At 71.3% G+C, this 17,211-nt stretch carries 13 protein-coding genes and 2 pseudogenes; 12 read left to right on the forward strand and 3 right to left on the reverse strand.

Annotation, left to right across the window (positions count from 1 at the left end; translation table 11 throughout):
* Window positions 1-23 precede the first annotated feature (23 nt).
* Both KUM44_RS00825 and KUM44_RS00830 read right to left on the reverse strand, forming a co-directional pair.
* Window positions 24-1,664 carry a penicillin-binding transpeptidase domain-containing protein gene (locus KUM44_RS00825; RefSeq protein WP_217205475.1) on the reverse strand — a complete coding sequence of 547 codons (1,641 nt, stop codon included), beginning with the start codon at window positions 1,662-1,664 and terminating at the stop codon, window positions 24-26.
* 97 nt (window positions 1,665-1,761) lie between these two features.
* A complete protein-coding gene (locus KUM44_RS00830; protein WP_217205478.1) occupies window positions 1,762-3,504 on the reverse strand; it encodes a dolichyl-phosphate-mannose--protein mannosyltransferase in 1,743 nt (580 codons plus the stop codon).
* A gap of 62 nt (window positions 3,505-3,566) precedes the next feature.
* On the opposite strand from KUM44_RS00830, the gene rsmI reads away from it, so the two are divergent.
* From rsmI to KUM44_RS44915, 7 genes and pseudogenes are all read left to right on the forward strand, one after another.
* Window positions 3,567-4,415, forward strand: a complete 849-nt coding sequence (gene rsmI / locus KUM44_RS00835; protein WP_217205480.1) for a 16S rRNA (cytidine(1402)-2'-O)-methyltransferase — start codon at window positions 3,567-3,569, stop codon at window positions 4,413-4,415.
* Window positions 4,416-4,606: 191 nt separating this feature from the next.
* The gene (locus KUM44_RS00840; RefSeq protein ID WP_217205484.1) at window positions 4,607-5,014 is read left to right on the forward strand and encodes a hypothetical protein; all 408 of its coding nucleotides are present in this window, start codon (window positions 4,607-4,609) and stop codon (window positions 5,012-5,014) included.
* Window positions 5,015-5,076: 62 nt separating this feature from the next.
* Window positions 5,077-5,958 (forward strand): TatD family hydrolase, encoded by an 882-nt coding sequence (locus KUM44_RS00845; protein ID WP_217205486.1) that lies wholly within the window; start codon window positions 5,077-5,079, stop codon window positions 5,956-5,958.
* Between the two features lie 142 nt (window positions 5,959-6,100).
* Window positions 6,101-7,531 (forward strand): resuscitation-promoting factor, encoded by a 1,431-nt coding sequence (locus tag KUM44_RS00850; protein WP_217205490.1) that lies wholly within the window; start codon window positions 6,101-6,103, stop codon window positions 7,529-7,531.
* Between the two features lie 69 nt (window positions 7,532-7,600).
* Window positions 7,601-8,470: pseudogene (gene rsmA, locus KUM44_RS00855) on the forward strand (16S rRNA (adenine(1518)-N(6)/adenine(1519)-N(6))-dimethyltransferase RsmA); the annotation flags it as partial.
* A 294-nt stretch (window positions 8,471-8,764) separates the two neighbouring features.
* Window positions 8,765-9,682 carry a 4-(cytidine 5'-diphospho)-2-C-methyl-D-erythritol kinase gene (locus tag KUM44_RS00860; protein ID WP_217205492.1) on the forward strand — a complete coding sequence of 306 codons (918 nt, stop codon included), beginning with the start codon at window positions 8,765-8,767 and terminating at the stop codon, window positions 9,680-9,682.
* A gap of 175 nt (window positions 9,683-9,857) precedes the next feature.
* Entirely contained in the window at window positions 9,858-10,223 is a 366-nt protein-coding gene (locus KUM44_RS44915) for a hypothetical protein (protein WP_254388851.1), read from the forward strand.
* On the opposite strand, the gene KUM44_RS44920 is transcribed toward KUM44_RS44915, so the two are convergent.
* A complete protein-coding gene (locus tag KUM44_RS44920) occupies window positions 10,220-10,366 on the reverse strand; it encodes a hypothetical protein (protein WP_254388870.1) in 147 nt (48 codons plus the stop codon). The two genes, KUM44_RS44915 and KUM44_RS44920, sit on opposite strands and share 4 nt — an antisense overlap.
* A 13-nt stretch (window positions 10,367-10,379) precedes the next feature.
* Between KUM44_RS44920 and KUM44_RS47080 the strand changes: the two are divergent.
* From KUM44_RS47080 to KUM44_RS00880, 5 genes and pseudogenes are all read left to right on the forward strand, one after another.
* A pseudogene (locus KUM44_RS47080) lies at window positions 10,380-10,700 on the forward strand (N-acetylmuramoyl-L-alanine amidase); the annotation flags it as partial.
* 100 nt (window positions 10,701-10,800) lie between these two features.
* Entirely contained in the window at window positions 10,801-10,983 is a 183-nt protein-coding gene (locus KUM44_RS47085) for a hypothetical protein (RefSeq protein ID WP_308402445.1), read from the forward strand.
* A gap of 136 nt (window positions 10,984-11,119) precedes the next feature.
* Entirely contained in the window at window positions 11,120-12,931 is a 1,812-nt protein-coding gene (locus KUM44_RS00870) for an ABC-F family ATP-binding cassette domain-containing protein (protein ID WP_217205494.1), read from the forward strand.
* Window positions 12,932-13,270: 339 nt separating this feature from the next.
* Window positions 13,271-15,073, forward strand: a complete 1,803-nt coding sequence (locus tag KUM44_RS00875; RefSeq protein WP_217205495.1) for a PQQ-binding-like beta-propeller repeat protein — start codon at window positions 13,271-13,273, stop codon at window positions 15,071-15,073.
* Between the two features lie 65 nt (window positions 15,074-15,138).
* The gene (locus KUM44_RS00880; protein WP_217205502.1) at window positions 15,139-16,995 is read left to right on the forward strand and encodes a PQQ-binding-like beta-propeller repeat protein; all 1,857 of its coding nucleotides are present in this window, start codon (window positions 15,139-15,141) and stop codon (window positions 16,993-16,995) included.
* Window positions 16,996-17,211: the final 216 nt, after the last annotated feature.

Here is a 17,211-nt window from a genome sequence, read left to right on the forward strand (position 1 = left end):
GTCCCGTCCTGTGGGGGTTAAGTTCAGCCGGACGCTCGTAGCACGGCTGCGACAATCGGCCCCGCCGCGTCGCTGCCGTGGCCGCCCTGCTGGGCCATGGCCGCGGCCGCCACATCGTTGCGGAAACCGGTGAACCAGCTGTCCGAGGTGGCCTCTCCGTCGACCTCGGCGGAGCCGGTCTTGGCGCCGATGTCACCGCTCAGCCCGGACATGGCCCGCAGGGCGGTGCCCTGGGCCGAGGTCGCGGTCAGCCGCATCATCTGCTTCAGCTGGGCGGCGGTGCTCGCCCGCAGCCCGTCGGCGGTGGCGAACGGCCGGTCGTCGAGGTCACGCGCGACCAGATACGGCTGCCGGAACGTGCCCGTGATCGCGGTGGCTGTCACCGACGCCATGTTCAGCGGGTTCATCGTGACCTGGCCCTGGCCGATGGCGTTGGCCGCGCGGTCCGGGCCGGTGGCGGCGGGGACGCTGCCGTCGAAGGAGGTGATGCCGGTCTTCCAGTCGCGGCCGAGCCCGAACCGCTGCTCGGCCTCCGCCGTCAGCGAGGCGTCGGAGAGCGGCTTCTCGTCGACCAGCTTGATGAAGGCCGTGTTGCAGGAGCGCATGAAGCCGGCTGCGAGCGTGGCGTCCGCACTCTCGTCGGCCTTCAGACCCGTGAGGTTCTTGAAGGTCTGGCTCTGCCAGGTCGCCGTGTCCGGGCAGGGCGCGGGCCCGTTCATCGTGGTCACGCCGTTGTCGATGAGCATCGCCGAGGTGATGATCTTCATCGTGGAGCCGGGCGGGACGCGTCCCTCGAAGGCCGCGTTGAAGGCGTCGTCACGGTGGTTGGCCACCGCCAGGACCTCGCCGGTGCTCGGCTTGACGGCCACCACCGAGGACTGGGCGTACCTCTTCACCGCCTTCTCGGCCGCCGCCTGCACGCTCGCGCTGAGCGTCGTCTCCAGCCTGCCGGGCCTGCCCTTGGCGAGGGTCAGCAGCGAGGTGTCCGGTGACTCGTCGGCGTGCCGGATCGCCAGCTCGATGCCGGGGGTGCCGCCGGCCTTGCTGCCGTATCTGTCGCGCAGGGTGTCCAGGACCGGGCCGAGGGAGGGGTACTTCTCCTTCGTCAGCACGGTGCCGTTCCGGTCCACGGCCTCGATGGGCGGGGCCGAGGCCTCGCCGGTGACGAGCCTGTCGTCCTTCTTCAGCTGCGGGTGGATCACGGTGGGCTGCCAGTCGACGAGGGCCCGGCCGGTGGTGATGCCGCGCACCACCTTGAGCTCGCTCTTGTAGGTGAGCGGCTTGGACTTGCCGTCGTAGGTGACCTTCGCGTTCACCGTGAAGGGCACGGTGGCGCCGGTCGCCCTACCGGGCGTGATCTTCACGCCGGTGATGTGCGCGCCCTCGGTGAAGGACCTCAGCACCGGCCCGGCCGCCGCGTCGTTGTTCGTGTACGCCGCCGCCTGGGCCGCCTCCCCCTTCGCCCAGGCCGCGAAGAACTTCGCCGTGGTCTCCTCGACCTCGTCGGCACTCGGCGGCCCGGACCGCACCGGCGCCGGCCCTCCCTGGCCGGTCGCCCCACCGCCGTTCAACGCCGACATGATGTTGTACGCGCCGTATCCGGCACCGCCCACCATCACAGCGAACACGCCGCCTATGACGGCGTTTCTGACCCCCTTGGACATGCGTCCCTCCCCGTTTCGTCCCTCGCACTGTAAGTGGCGTGGGGGATTACTGGGGGAGTTGTTTTCTTTTGTATCCGAATAAGTGACCGATTATTGGCTAGACCCAGGTGTCCAGCCACATCCGCGAGCGCCAGTCGTCGATCGGGATCGCCTGCCCGGTGTAGATCGGCCAGAAATAGATGAAGTTCCAGGCGATCAGCAGCACCAGCACGCCCGCGCCCGTGGCGCCTGCCACCCGCCGGGTGTCGCTGGAGCCCGGTGGGCCGATGACCGCGCCCAGGAGCATGGCCACGGCGAGGCAGAGGAACGGCAGGAAGACGACGGCGTAGAAGAAGAAGATGGTGCGTTCCTGGTAGAGGAACCAGGGCAGGTAGCCGGCCACGACGCCGCAGGCGACGGCGCCGGCCCGCCAGTCGCGGCGGAAGGCCCAGCGCCACAGGACGTACACGACCGCGAAGGCGGCCACCCACCACAGCAGCGGGGTACCGAGTGCCAGCACCTCGCGCGCGCACTTCTCGCCCGCGTCGACGGGGCAGCCGTCCTTGCCGGGCGCGGGGGACTCGTAGAAGTACGAGACCGGGCGGCCGGCGACGATCCAGCTCCACGGGTTGGACTGGTAGGTGTGCGGGGACGACAGGCCGACGTGGAACTCGTACACCTGGCTCTCGTAGTGCCACAGGCTCAGCCACCAGTCGGGGAACAGCCACGACCAGCTGCTGCCGCGGCCGTCGGCGCCCGCCCAGTTGCGGTAGTAGCCGCCGGTGCCGTCCGTCGGGGAGAGGATCCAGCCGGTCCACGACGCGATGTAGGTGACGATCGCCACCGGCACGGTCGCCAGGAAGGCGAAGCCCAGGTCGCGCTTGAGGACCGCGGTGCAGGGGTGGCGGGCACCGGCGACCTTGCGGGCGCCGACGTCCCAGAGCACCGTCATCAGACCGAACGCGACCAGGAAGTACAGGCCGTTCCACTTGGTGCCGATGGCCAGGCCCAGCATCAGGCCGGCCGTCCAGCGCCAGGGGCGCCATCCCAGGCGCAGGGTCTCGGCGATGTCCGCGTCGGGGCGGACCCGGCCGTCGGCGTCGGCCGGCAGCGCGGCGGCGAGTTTCGCGCGGGCCCGGTCCCGGTCGAGGACCAGGCAGCCGAACGCCGCCAGCACGAAGAACATCAGCACCCCGTCGAGCAGCGAGGTGCGCGCCATCACGAAGGCCAGCCCGTCCACCGCCATCAGCGTGCCGGCAAGGCAGCCGAGGAAGGTCGAGCGGAAGATACGGCGGCCGATGCGGCACAGCATCAGGACGGCCAGGGTGCCCAGCAGGGCGGTCATGAACCGCCAGCCGAACGGGTTGAACCCGAACATCAGCTCGCCCAGGCCGATGACGTACTTGCCGACCGGCGGGTGGACGACGTACGCCGCGTCCGTCGGGATCTTGACCTGGCTGCCGATGTCGAGGATCAGGTCGTTGGCGTTCTTGTCCCAGTTGACCTCGAAACCGCGGTGGACGAGCGCCCAGGCGTCCTTGGCGTAGTACGTCTCGTCGAATATCACCGCCTTGGGGCTGCCCAGGTTCCAGAACCGCAGCACCCCGGCGAGCAGCGTCACCAGCAGCGGACCGATCCAGCCCGACCAGCGCGCGATCCGCTCGGCGAGCGGCCGCGAGACGCCGAGGAACTGCCACATCCGCGGGCTGGGCCGGACATACGGCGGCACGAGCCGGTCGCGGACGTCGCTTCGGGGCGTCGCCGTGTAGCCGAATCGGCGCAGCCGCAGCTGCCACGACGGTCGCTGCTCGTGGCTCGCCTGGCCCTGCCGGGTGTCCGTGGAGGACGCGGTACTGGTCACCGCGCCATCGTAGGGAACACGTCTGTGACAGTCGCGTGGATGCGCCCTGCGAGGATGGAAACGTGACAGGAACCCTTGTTTTGGCAGGCACCCCCATCGGCGACGTCAAGGACGCCCCGCCCCGGCTGGTCGAGGAACTCGCCGGCGCGGACGTGATCGCCGCCGAGGACACGCGCCGGCTCAAGCGCCTCACCCAGGCGCTGGACGTGCAGCCGACCGGGCGGGTCGTGTCGTACTTCGAGGGGAACGAGGCCGCCCGGACGCCCGAGCTGGTCGAGGCGCTGCTGGCGGGCTCGCGGGTGCTGCTGGTGACCGACGCCGGGATGCCGTCGGTGTCCGACCCCGGGTACCGGCTGGTCGCCGCCGCGGTGGAGAAGGACGTCAAGGTCACCGCGGTGCCGGGGCCGTCCGCCGTGCTGACCGCGCTCGCCCTGTCAGGGCTGCCCGTCGACCGGTTCTGCTTCGAGGGGTTCCTGCCGCGCAAGGCCGGCGAGCGGCTGTCGCGGCTCAGGGAGGTGGCCCAGGAGCGGCGCACCCTCGTCTACTTCGAGGCCCCGCACCGACTCGTCCACACCCTCGCCGCGATGGCCGAGGTGTTCGGCGCCGAGCGGCGGGCCGCCGTGTGCCGGGAGCTGACCAAGACGTACGAGGAGATCAAGCGCGGCGGGCTGGGTGAGCTGGCGGCGTGGGCGGACGAGGGTGTGCGCGGGGAGATCACCGTCGTCGTCGAGGGGGCGCCGGAGAAGGGGACCGAGGAGGTCGACGCCGCCGAGCTGGTGCGGCGGGTTCGCGTCCGCGAAGAGGCGGGAGAGCGGCGCAAGGAGGCCATCGCGGCGGTGGCGGCGGAGGCCGGGCTGCCGAAGCGCGAGGTCTTCGACGCCGTGGTGGCCGCCAAGAACGCGGGGGCGTGAAACGCCGTGTGAGCAGGGCCTACATCGCATGAGCGAGCGCCCCATGCGGGGGTAAAGGGGCGCGGGCCTTTCGGCAAGGAACGGCCAAGTCGCCACCAACAGTGGACAGATGGCGTGCGTTCGCTCCTGCGGAGGAGTCCACTGGGTGATGGGACGCAACCCGTCCCACCCAGCGGACCACAGGAGCTGGCATGAGCGAGATCACCGGACACACTGGCCTTCGCAACGGTGCGACCGCCGTCGTCAACGAGTCGTACTCCTTCGCCTGCATGCGCTGCGGGCACGGCTGGGAGCAGTCGTACGAGATAGAGCACCACATAAACGGCGAAGGCCGTGAGTTCGTGATGTACGTGGCCGACGGCGAGGTCGTGCCGTCGCCGCTGAGCCGGCCCACGTGCCCCAACTGCGACAACCACCTCGTCCGCATCATGCGTCCGGGGCGGGTCTCGTCGGTGCGCGACGCGGAGCACCATCAGCGCCGGGTGCCGCCCGCCGGTCCGGTGCAGGTGCCGGGCGTGCCGACGGACGGCGCGGCGAAGGAGCACCACCACTGGCACCTCTCCGACCTTCTGCACGTCTTCCACCGCAAGGCGAGCTGAGCCGGGCACCGGCCGAGAAGGCCGACCCGTTCGAAGGCATGCTCCTTTCGTAGGATCGGGGCATGCCTTCGAACACCTCCGACAAGCACGCCGCCCCGCCGCTCCCGGAGCCGCTCCGGGTGCCGGTGGCCGACTCGCACACCCACCTCGACATGCAGTCCGGCACGGTGGACGAGGGTCTGGCCAAGGCGGCGTCGGTCGGGGTGACGACGGTCGTGCAGGTGGGCTGCGACGTACGCGGCTCCCGGTGGGCGGCCGAGACGGCGGCGCGGTACGACGCCGTGCACGCGACGGTCGCCCTGCACCCGAACGAGGCGCCGCGCATCGTGCACGGGGACCCCGACGGATGGTCCCGGCAGGGCGCACGCGAACCCGGGGGCGCCCAGGCGCTCGACGAGGCGCTCGCGGAGATCGACCGCCTCGCCGCGCTCCCCCAGGTGAAGGGCGTCGGCGAGACCGGCCTCGACTACTTCCGCACCGGGCCCGAGGGCAAGGAGGCGCAGGAGGCGTCCTTCCGCGCCCACATCGAGATCGCCAAGCGGCACGGCAAGGCCCTGGTCATCCACGACCGCGAGGCCCACGCCGACGTGCTGCGGGTGCTCAAGGAGGAGGGCGCGCCCGAGCGGACCGTCTTCCACTGCTACTCGGGGGACGCGGAGATGGCCGAGGTGTGCGCCCGCGCCGGCTACTACATGTCCTTCGCGGGCAACGTCACCTTCAAGAACGCCCAGAATCTGCGGGACGCGGTGGCGGTGGCCCCGCTGGAGCTGCTCCTGGTGGAGACCGACGCGCCCTTCCTCACGCCGGCGCCGTACCGCGGACGGCCCAACGCGCCGTATCTCATTCCGATCACGGTGCGCGCCATGGCCGCCGTCCGGGGCATCGACGAGGACGCGCTGGCGACGGCCCTCGGGGCGAACACGGCACATGCCTTCGGCTACTGACGGATAACCGCCGCATAACGCTCGCGGGGCTACGGCTCCGACTTCCCGACACGGTGCGTAGTCGCGTCGCTTTGGAGAGTAATCACGGCTCCGCTAGGTTCTGGGGGCCCTGAAACGGACCCCTCCGCTGGAGCGTGTCGTCGTGAGCAACGCGCAGTACGAGACGTATGGCCCGAGCCCGGCCCACAGGCCCCCGGGGTACGGCGGCTTCGACCCGCACAGCGTGCAGACGCTGGCGTACGGGGTGGCGGGGGTGCCGGGGACGCATCCGACGCGTACGGACACGTACAGACCCGCATACGAGAGCCATGAGGGTTACGGCGGGTACGAGGGATACGGGGGGAGTGAACCGTACGGCGCGTACGAGGACACGTACCGGCCCGCCTACGAGGAGTCCGAGACGGCGTACGAGCCCGTTGTGCGCCCCCGGAGCGGGCGGCGTGCCGCGCACCGGCGCAGGGCGCGGCTCGCCGAGCGGGGGGACGGGCCCATGCGCAGGCTCGTCCCGCAGGCACTGGTCGTCGCGTTCCTCGCGGGCGGCACGAGCGCCTTCGTCGCCAAGGACAAGGCGATCGAGCTGAGCGTCGACGGCAAGCCGCGCACCCTGCACACCTTCGCGGACGACGTCACCGAACTCCTCGACGAGGAGGGCGTCGAAGTGGGCGCGCACGACGCCGTGGCGCCCGCCACCGACGCGCCGCTCACCAGTGGTGACGAGGTCGCTGTGCACTACGGGCGGCCCGTGCGGCTGACCCTGGACGGACAGCGGCGCGAGGTGTGGACGACGGAACGAACGGTGGAGGCGGCGCTGCGGCAGATCGGGGTGCGCGCGGAGGGGGCGTACGTCTCCACGTCGCGCTCCCGGCGTATCGGGCGGGAAGGGCTCGCGCTGAACGTGCGGACCGAACGCGCCGTGACGATCATGGCGGACGGCCGGGCACGCACCATCCGCACCAACGCCGCGACCGTGGGCGAGGTCGTGGAGCAGGCGGGCATCACACTGCGCGGCCAGGACACCACCTCCGTCCCCCTGGACAGCTTCCCGCGCGACGGGCAGGCGGTCACGGTCCTGCGGATCACCGGCCGCAAGGAGATCCACGACGAGGCGATCCAGTTCGCCGTGCAGCGGATCGAGGACCCTACGGTGTTCAAGGGCACGGAGGTCGTCGAACGGGCGGGCCGGATGGGCCTGCGCCGGATCACGTACTCCCTGCGCACGGTCAACGGCGTCAAGCAGAAGCCGCGGCGGCTCAGGTCCGAGGTGGTGCGCGAGCCGCAGACCCAGGTGGTGAAGGTCGGGACCAAGCCGCTGCCGACGTCCGTGCGCGCTGCCGGAGGGCTGAACTGGCAGGGGCTGGCGGCCTGCGAGTCCGGGGGGCGGCCGGACGCGGTGGACTCCTCGGGGACGTACGGCGGGCTGTACCAGTTCGACACGCAGACCTGGCGCAACCTCGGTGGAAAGGGCCGCCCGCAGGACGCCCCGGCGGAGGAGCAGACGATGCGGGCGAAGAAGCTGTACGTGCGCCAGGGGGCGAGTCCGTGGCCGCACTGCGGGCAGCGACTGCACGGGTGAGTACCCCCACCGGCCCGCGGTCGGTCACCGTGCTCCTGGCGGAGCGCACCGCCCCGTACCCTTGTGGCCGTGAGCAGCAGCCCCACCCCCGACGCCCTCCTGGGCCCCGCCGACGTCCGTGAACTGGCGGCCGCCCTCGGCGTGCGCCCCACCAAGCAGCGCGGCCAGAACTTCGTGATCGACGCGAACACGGTCCGCCGTATCGTCCGCACCGCTCAGGTCCGCCCCGACGACGTGGTGGTGGAGGTCGGCCCGGGACTCGGCTCCCTCACACTCGCCCTGCTGGAGGTGGCCGACCGCGTCACGGCGGTGGAGATCGACGACGTACTGGCCGCGGCGCTCCCCTCCACGATCGCGGCCCGTATGCCGGAGCGCGCCGACCGTTTCGCGCTGGTGCACTCCGACGCGATGCACGTCGCCGAGCTGCCCGGCCCGCCGCCCACCGCGCTGGTCGCGAACCTCCCCTACAACGTGGCCGTTCCGGTCCTCCTCCACATGCTCGCCACCTTCCCGAGCATCGAACGCACCCTCGTCATGGTGCAGGCCGAGGTCGCCGACCGCCTCGCCGCCGCACCCGGCTCCAAGGTGTACGGCGTGCCGTCCGTGAAGGCCAACTGGTACGCCGAGGTCAAGCGGGCCGGAGCCATCGGGCGCAATGTCTTCTGGCCCGCCCCGAACGTCGACAGCGGGCTCGTCGCCCTGACCCGGCGCACCGAGCCGATCAAGACCACCGCCGCCAAGCGCGAGGTCTTCGCCGTCGTCGACGCCGCCTTCGCCCAGCGCCGCAAGACGCTGCGCGCCGCGCTCGCCGGCTGGGCGGGTTCGGCCGCCGCCGCCGAGGCCGCCCTCGTCGCGGCCGGCGTCTCCCCGCAGGCCCGCGGAGAGGCGCTGACGGTCGAGGAGTTCGCGCGCATCGCGGAGAACAAGGAAGCCGCCGCCCAGCCGCCGCGGCCCGCCCCCCGACCGGAGGACTCCGCACCGAGACCCCAGGAGTCCGGCGCCGGGTCGGTCGAGTCCGCCGTCCGGCCGCGGGAGTCCGGCGCCGGGTCGGTCGAGTCCGCCGTCGGGTCGCGGGAGTCCGGCGCCGGGTCGGTCGAGTCCGCCGTCGGGTCGCGGGAGTCCGGCGCCGGGTCGGTCGAGTCCGCCGTCCGGTCGCGGGAGTCCGGCGCCGAGTCGGCGGAGCAGCACACCGGGCCGACGCGGTCCGCCGTCCAGCACGAGGAGTCCGAGTAAGTGAGCGCGAGCGTCGCCGTCCGTGTCCCCGCCAAGGTCAACGTCCAGCTCGCGGTCGGCGCCGCCCGCCCCGACGGCTTCCACGACCTGGCCAACGTCTTCCTGGCCGTCGGCCTCTACGACGAGGTCACCGTGACCCCGTCGCCCGACGGCCTGCGCGTCACCTGTGACGGCCCCGACGCCGACCAGGTCCCGCTCGACCGCACGAACCTCGCCGCCCGCGCGGCCGAGGCGCTCGCCGCGCGGTACGGCCGTACGCCCGACGTACACCTGCACATCGCCAAGGACATCCCGGTCGCCGGCGGCATGGCGGGCGGCAGCGCGGACGGCGCGGGCGCGCTGCTCGCCTGCGACGCGCTGTGGGGTACGGGCGCCTCCCGTGAGGAACTTCTCGACATCTGCGCCGAGTTGGGCAGCGACGTGCCGTTCAGCCTGGTGGGCGGCGCGGCCCTCGGCACCGGGCGGGGCGAGAAGCTGCGCGTGCTCGACGTGGGCGGCACCTTCCACTGGGTGTTCGCGATGGCCGAGCGAGGGCTGTCCACGCCCGCCGTCTTCCGTGAGTTCGACCGGCTCGGCGAAGACACCGTCATCCCCGAGCCCGTCGCCTCCCAGCCGCTCCTCGACGCCCTCGCGAAGGGCGACCCCGACGCGCTCGCCGCCGCCGTCTCCAACGACCTCCAGCCCGCCGCCCTCTCCCTCTTCCCGGAGCTCGCCGACACTCTCGCCGCGGGCCGCGCCGCCGGTGCGCTCACCGCGCTGGTCTCCGGCTCGGGCCCGACCACGGCGTTCCTCGCCCGGGACCCCGAGTCGGCGGCGAACGTGGCCGAGACCCTGCGGGCGTCCGGCACGTGCCGCGCGGTGCGCACGGCGTCGGGGCCCGCGCCGGGCGCCACGGTCGTGCGGAGCACCGGAGCGTGACGCCGTACTCACAAGTAGGCGTTCTTCGCCCGATCTCCACATGAATGCACTGCGCTCGCAGTACACCTGGGGCGGGCGGGACCGTTAGGGTCGCTTGACGTTTCAACTGCCGGGCCGTGTGGGTCCCGTGCCCGGCCCCTCACCGTCAAGTGCACTTCCGGAAGGGGACACATCCGTGTCCGAATCCCCCACCCCCGCCCAGTCGTCCCACCGCAGAAAGCGCTCGCTGTCCCGTCGCGGCATGATCGCCGCGGGCGGTGCCGTGGCCGCCGGAGCCGCGATCACGCCGATGGTGTTCGCGGCCACCGACTCCGGCGAGAGCGACAACTCCGCGTCCGGCTCCGGCGATTCCGGTACGACGCCGGAGAAGTTCCCCGCCACCCGGACCGAGGCCGCCACCGGCACCGGCACCGGCACGGCCACCACCGCCTTCGCCGCCTCCTACGTCGGGGTGCGCTGGTCCGGCGCGAAAGGGGGCGCCGCCATCCGGCTCGCGGACGGCGACTGGCAGCCCCTCAAGAGCGGCTGCGCGAACGTCTAGGACGGCGGCACGGCCCTGGTCGCCGCCCGGAACGCCACCGCGTACGAGGTGAAGGCGTCGACCGGCATCGACGCCGTGCTCTCGCTGGCGATCGACACCACCGACGGCCCCGGCCGCACCTTCCAGGTGCCGAGCGAGCCCACGCGCGTGCGTGGCGTGCGCTACCTCTCGCGGCCGGCCTGGGGCGCCGACGAGTCCAAGCGGTACAAGGACGGCAAGGTCAACTCGCCCGAGAAGTACTACCCGCTCCAGATCATCACGGTCCACCACACCGCGACGCCGAACGACGATCCCGACCCGGCCGCGACGGTGCGCGCGATCTACGAGATGCACGCGATCACCAACGACTGGGGCGACATCGGCTACCACTTCCTCATCGACGAGGCCGGCAACGTCTACGAGGGCCGCTACTCCGGCGACGACGGCATCCCGGCCTTCAACCCGGACGGCGACCTCGTCACCGGCTTCCACTCCGTGGGCTACAACTCCGGCGCCCTCGGCATCGCCCTGCTCGGCACCCTCGGCCAGCAGCCCCCCCACGGACGCGGCCAAGGCGTCCCTGATCCGGCTGATCAAGGTGATCTCCCGGTTCAAGGGCCTGGACCCGCAGGCGAGGGTGACTTACACCAACCCCGTCAACGGCGCGCAGAAGGACACGAACACGGTCGGCGGTCACCGCGACTACTTCGCCACCGAGTGCCCCGGCCAGATCATGTACGACCTCCTCGGCGAGGTCCGCGCGGCGGCCGCCGGCCGCTGACGCCGAGCACGCGGGTGCGTCCCGGGGACACGGGGGATCCCCGGGGCGCACCTGTGCCCGGACATCGCTGCGGTGCGGGGCTGTCGGTGGGCGCGACTACCCTGGAGGGTCGATCGTCCCCCTGGGCAGGAGAGAAATGGCCGTCAACCTGGTCAATGTCGAGAACGTCAGCAAGGTGTACGGCACCCGTGCCCTGCTCGACGGTGTGTCGCTCGGCGTCTCCGAGGGGGACCGCATCGGTGTCGTCGGGCGCAACGGCGACGGCAAGACGACCCTGATCCGGATGCTGGCCAAGCTGGAGGAGGCCGACACCGGCCGGGTCACGCACTCCGGCGGACTGCGCCTCGGCGTACTCACCCAGCACGACTCGCTCGACCCCGAGGCCACCGTCCGGCACGAGGTCATCCGGGACATGGCCGACCACGAGTGGGCCGGGAACGCGAAGGTCAGGGACGTACTGACCGGCCTCTTCGGCGGTCTCGACCTGCCCGGCTTCCCGCAGGGCCTCGACACCGTCATCGGTCCGCTGTCCGGCGGCGAGCGCCGGCGGATCGCGCTCGCCAAGCTCCTCATCGAGGAGCAGGACCTGATCGTCCTCGACGAGCCCACCAACCACCTCGACGTCGAGGGCATCGCCTGGCTCGCCCAGCATCTGCGCGAGCGGCGCTCCGGCCTCGTCTGCGTCACCCACGACCGCTGGTTCCTCGACCAGGTCTGCACGCGCATGTGGGACGTGCAGAAGGGCGCCGTCTACGAGTACGAGGGCGGCTACTCCGACTACGTCTTCGCCCGCGCCGAGCGCGAGCGCATCGCCGCCACCGAAGAGGTCAAGCGGCAGAACCTGGTCCGCAAGGAGCTCGCCTGGCTGCGGCGCGGCGCCCCCGCGCGGACGTCCAAGCCGCGCTTCCGGGTCGAGGCCGCCAACGAGCTCATCAAGGACGTACCGCCGCCCCGGGACAGCAGCGAGCTGATGAAGTTCGCCTCCTCCCGGCTCGGCAAGACCGTCTTCGACCTGGAGGACATCACCGTCCAGGCCGGCCCCAAGGTGCTGCTCAAGCACGTGACATGGCAGCTCGGCCCCGGCGACCGGATCGGCCTCGTCGGCGTCAACGGGGCCGGCAAGACGTCCCTCCTGCGGGCGATGGCCGTCGCCGCGCGGACGGACGGCGAGACCCAGCCCACCGGTGGGCGGATCGCCGTCGGCAAGACCGTCAAGCTCGCCTACCTCTCCCAGGAGGTCGACGAACTCGACCCGAACTGGCGGGTGCTGGAAGCCGTCCAGGCGGTGCGCGAGCGCGTCGACCTCGGCAAGGGGCGCGAGATGACCGCCGGGCAGCTGTGCGAGACGTTCGGGTTCGGCAACGAGAAGCAGTGGACGCCGGTCGGGGACCTGTCGGGCGGTGAGCGGCGGCGGCTCCAGCTGCTACGCCTGCTCATGGACGAGCCCAACGTCCTCTTCCTCGACGAGCCCACCAACGACCTCGACATCGAGACCCTCACCCAGCTGGAGGATGTCCTCGACGGCTGGCCGGGCTCGATGATCGTCATCTCCCACGACCGGTTCTTCATCGAGCGCACCACGGACCGGGTGTTCGCGCTGCTCGGCGACGCCACGCTGCGGATGCTGCCGCGCGGCATCGACGAGTACCTGGAGCGCCGTCACCGTATGGAGGCCCAGGTCGCCGCCGCCGCGACCTCCGGTCCGGGGGCGGAGAAGGCCGTACCGGAGAAGAGCGCGGCGGATGTGCGGGCCGCGAAGAAGGAGTTGCAGCGGATCGAGCGGCAACTCGACAAGCTCTCCGAGCGGGAGACCACGCTGCATGCGCGGATCGCCGAGAACGCAACGGACTTTGCGAAGGTCGCCGAACTCGACGCGGAGTTGCGGGACTTGGCGGGGCAGCGGGATGAGCTGGAGATGCGGTGGTTGGAGCTCGCCGAGGACGCGTAGCGGTCAGGGGGCGACTACGGGGGTGCCGCTGGGTGTTGGTTGTCGGCTGCGGCTTTGTTGTGGCTTGTCGCGCCCACGCGGCGTTGGCCGCATATTGAACAGAGCCCCGCGCCCCTCACCAGGGGCGCTGCGCGCCCTCTGGTGAAGGGGGCGTGAAGGCGGATAACGGGGGCATCACGGGGCGGTTCTCCCTTGGGAACAGGGGGTGATGCGGGCCGGTGGGGTGTCGGCGGCGGGTGATAGAAAGAGCCGTCTGAGAACAGTCTGAGAACCGCTGGTGTGGCGGAAACGCGACGGCACAGGACGTGGCACCACACCGGTCACAAGGGGGAACCGCTCATGAGCCAGCCGCCCAACCAGCCGCCCCAGGGCGGCTTCGGCGCACCGCAGGACCCGCGGCAGGGTGGCTTCGGCGCACCGCAGCCCCCGCAGGACGCCCCGCAGGCGCCGCCCCCGCCGCAGGGTCCGCCCCAGACGCCGCCGCCCCCGCAGGGCCCGCCGCCCGGTGCCCCGCAGCCCGGCTACGGCTACCCGCAGCAGCCCGGCCCGTACGGCCAACCGCCGCAGCAGCCGGGGCCGTACGGCCAACCGCCGCAGCAGCCCGGCCCGTACGGCCAACCGCCGCAGCAGCCCGGGCCCTACGGTCAGCAGCCCGCCCAGGGTTACGGCTACCCGCCCCAGCCGCAGTACCCGGGCGCCCCGCAGCCCGGCTCGCGCAACCCCTTCAAGGGCAAGCCCGCTCTCGCCGTCGGTGCCGCGGTCGCGGCGCTGGCCCTCATCGGCGGCACCGTGTTCGCGGTGACCCGCGGCGGCGACGACGACCCGAAGAAGCCGATCGCCCAGGAGAGCGGCGACTCGAAGAACACCGAGTCCCCGACCGACGGCCCCGACAACGGCGGCGGCGGTGGCGGCGCCGACCCGGAGAACCTCAACGGAGGCCGTGAGGCCGGCGACTCGAAGGTGCTCTGGTACAAGGAAGCGCCCGACGCGCCCGGCTCGGGCGCCGACGCCCCCGGCATGTGGATCACCGACAAGGCCGCGGTGAAGGCCGCGTACAAGCAGGTCTTCGCCTACAACGTCGGTGACGGCGAAGCCACTTGGGACCCGATCGCCTTCCCCGAGAAGATCTGCGCGGTCACCCCTGAGAAGTCCTCCGACGACAAGATCGTCGTCGCGTACATGAGCGGCAGCAGTGACCGCGCCAAGTGCAACCAGCTCCAGCAGATCGACCTCAACACCGGCGCCAAGGGCTGGAAGGCCTCGGTCGCCAACGGCGCGCTGTTCGACAGCACGCTCGACGTCGAACTGTCCATCACCGGCAAGACACTGATGGTGGGCCGCTCGCAGTCCGGCACCGCGTACGACGTCAACAGCGGCGAGAAGCTGTGGGACAAGAAGAGGTACGGCGACGCGTGCTTCCCGGACTCCTTCGCGGGCGGCAAGAAGCTCATCGCCGTGGCGGGCTGCAACGCCAGCCGCAGCAACGAGCACGACGAGGTACAGGAGCTCGACCCGGCGACCGGGAAGGCCAAGTGGACCTGGGAGTTCGCCCCGGGCTGGAAGGTCTCGCGCGTCTTCTCCGTCGACCCGCTGGTCATCTACAGCACCAACAAGGACAAGAAGCAGTGGAACATCTCCACCTTCGGTCCCGACGGCAAGCGCCGCTCGCAGGTCGACGTCGCCCTGGAGATCGGCGCCCAGTGCGGCTTTGCCATCCTCCAGCGTGACCTCCAGGGCTGCACCGGTGTGGCCGTCGACGCCGACACGCTCTACCTGCCGACCAAGGCGACGACCAGCGCGAACGAGATCGTCGCGGTCAACCTCGCCAACGGCAAGGAGAAGTGGCGCGTGAAGTCCCCGGCGAATGAGTCGATGCTGCCGATCAAGGTCGAGGACGGCAAGCTCATCGCCTACGTCGAGCCGTCGTACGACGCGGGCGGCCAGGTCGTGTCCATCCCGGTCGGCGGCGGCAGCCCCCAGCCGACCAAGCTGCTCCAGAACCCGGCGAGTGCGTCGGACGTCGAGCGGGGCTTCTTCACGAAGGCGTTCGACTGGGCCGACGGGCGCTTCTACCTGTCCAGCACGCGGCTGAACGGCAACGACGCCGCCAAGGAGAAGATGATCCTCGCCTTCGGCAAGTGAGGCGTGCGCCGGGCCTCCCCTTCGCCGCCGCCCCTTTCGTCCCCCTCCCCTGAGGTACCCACGCCATGACGCAGCCGCCGCCCCCACCGCCGAACCAGCCCTCGCAGGGCGGCTTCGGCCCGCCACAGGGCCAGCCGCCCCAGCAGCCGGGGAGCGGCGGCTTCGGCGCCCCCCAGACCCCGCCGCCGCCACAGGGCCCGCCCCAGACCCCGCCGCCCCAGGGCCCGCCGTCCGGTTACGGCTATCCCCAGGCGCCCCAAGCCCCGCAGACCCCTCCGAGCGGGTACGGCTACCCCGGCCAGCAGCCGCCCGCTCCGTACGGCCAGCCGCAGAACCCCTACGGCCAGCAGCAAGCCCCGTACGGGCAGCCCCAGGCCCCGTACGGTCAGCCGCAGCCGCCCGGCTACGGCTATCCGCAGCAGACCGTGCCGATGCACCCCCAGGCCACCGGGCCCGGGGGCGGCGGTGGCAGGTCCAGCTCGCAGCTGGCCGTCATCGTGGCCGCGGCCGTCGTGGTGATCGCGCTGATCATCGGCGGTGGCGTGTGGTACGCCAAGTCCGGTGACGCCGGCAAGGACGACACCGCCAGTTCCAGCGGCGGCACCAGTGGCGGGTCCGACGGCGAGGGCGGCGGTGCGGGCGGCGACACCCCCGACGGCACCGAGAAGGTGCCCTCCGACACCAACTCCTCCGTCCTCTTCCAGGTCCCCGCGCCCAAGGTCGAGGACGACACCAGCGTCGTCGTGTCCGGCTCGTGGCTGACCGACAAGGCGTACGTCAAGAGCGGCGTCTCCGAGATCGTCGGCTACGACCCCGACAAGGGCACCAAGCTCTGGACCATCCCGCTGCCCGGACCGGTCTGCCAGGCCAGCAAGCACGTCAACGACGACAACCTCACGGCCGTCGCGTTCCAGCCCGGGAAGCCGACCAAGGACAAGCCCTCGTACGGCTGTAGCGAGGTCGCGGCGATCGACCTCGACGCCGGCAAGAAGCTGTGGACGAAGCACACCGAGGTGGACGGGTCACCGATTCGCTTCGACAACGTCACCGTCAGCGGGGACACCGTCGCGGCCGGCGGCACGAGCGGCGGCACCGCCTTCGACATCGAGTCCGGCAAGCAGCTGTGGGTGCCGAAGGCCGACGACGGCTGCTACGACCTCGGGTACGCCGGGGGCGAGAAGCTGGTCACGGTCCGCAAGTGCGGCTCCTACCAGCAGCCTCAGCTGCACATCCTGACCATCGATCCGAAGTCCGGCGGAGTGATCTCCGAGTACAAGATGGCCGAGGGCGTCGAGTACGCGAGCGTGGTCTCCACCGAGCCCCTCGTCGTCGCGGCGGAGGTCGGGGACACGGATGCCGTCGGTATCTCGGACGTCTTCTCGATCGACAACAAGACCGGCAAGCTGCGCATCCGTATCTCCGTGCCGAGCGACCAGTTCGAGGCCCGCTGCTCCGGGGTCACCACGATCGAGCAGTGCAAGGGCGTCGTGGTGGGCAACGACCGGCTCTACGTCGAGACCAAGCAGCACGACGGCAGCCGTGGCTCGTACGGCATGACCAACGAGATCGTCGCCTTCGACCTGGCCACCGGCAAGCAGACCGGGCAGCGTGCGGACGCGGGTGACCGGTACACGATGACGCCGTTGCGGATGGACGGGGGCAACGTGATCGCGTACAAGCGGCCGCCGTACGACAAGGGCGGGCAGATCGTCAGCATCGACGGTGGCACGTTCAAGGAGACGAAGCTGCTGGAGAACCCGGCGTCGAGGTCGGTGCGGGATGTGGAGACGCGGTTGTCTCCGCAGTACTCCGAGATCATCTACTCGCAGGGGCATCTGTACATGTCCGCCGTGTACGCGAGTGAGTTGACGAGTACGGATACCCGGAAGGTGCATGTGGTCGCCTTCGGCGCGCAGGGCTGAGCTGCCGGGCGTTCCCCGTGGTCGTGAGAGTGGCCCCGTTCCTGTTCAGGAGCGGGGCCGTTCGCGTACCGTCTCATGGTTCCTCGAATGCGGGGAAAGCCAGAAAATCCGTCGTTCCGGGGCACTTCTCACCGGTAGGGGGAGCGCAACGTCGAACAAGCGTGTAGCTTCCGGGGGCATGAAGGGCGGGGGAGTCGGGAGGGGGCTCTGGCCGTC

This window comes from Streptomyces sp. AC550_RSS872 (assembly GCF_019049285.1).
Lineage (GTDB): Bacteria > Actinomycetota > Actinomycetes > Streptomycetales > Streptomycetaceae > Streptomyces.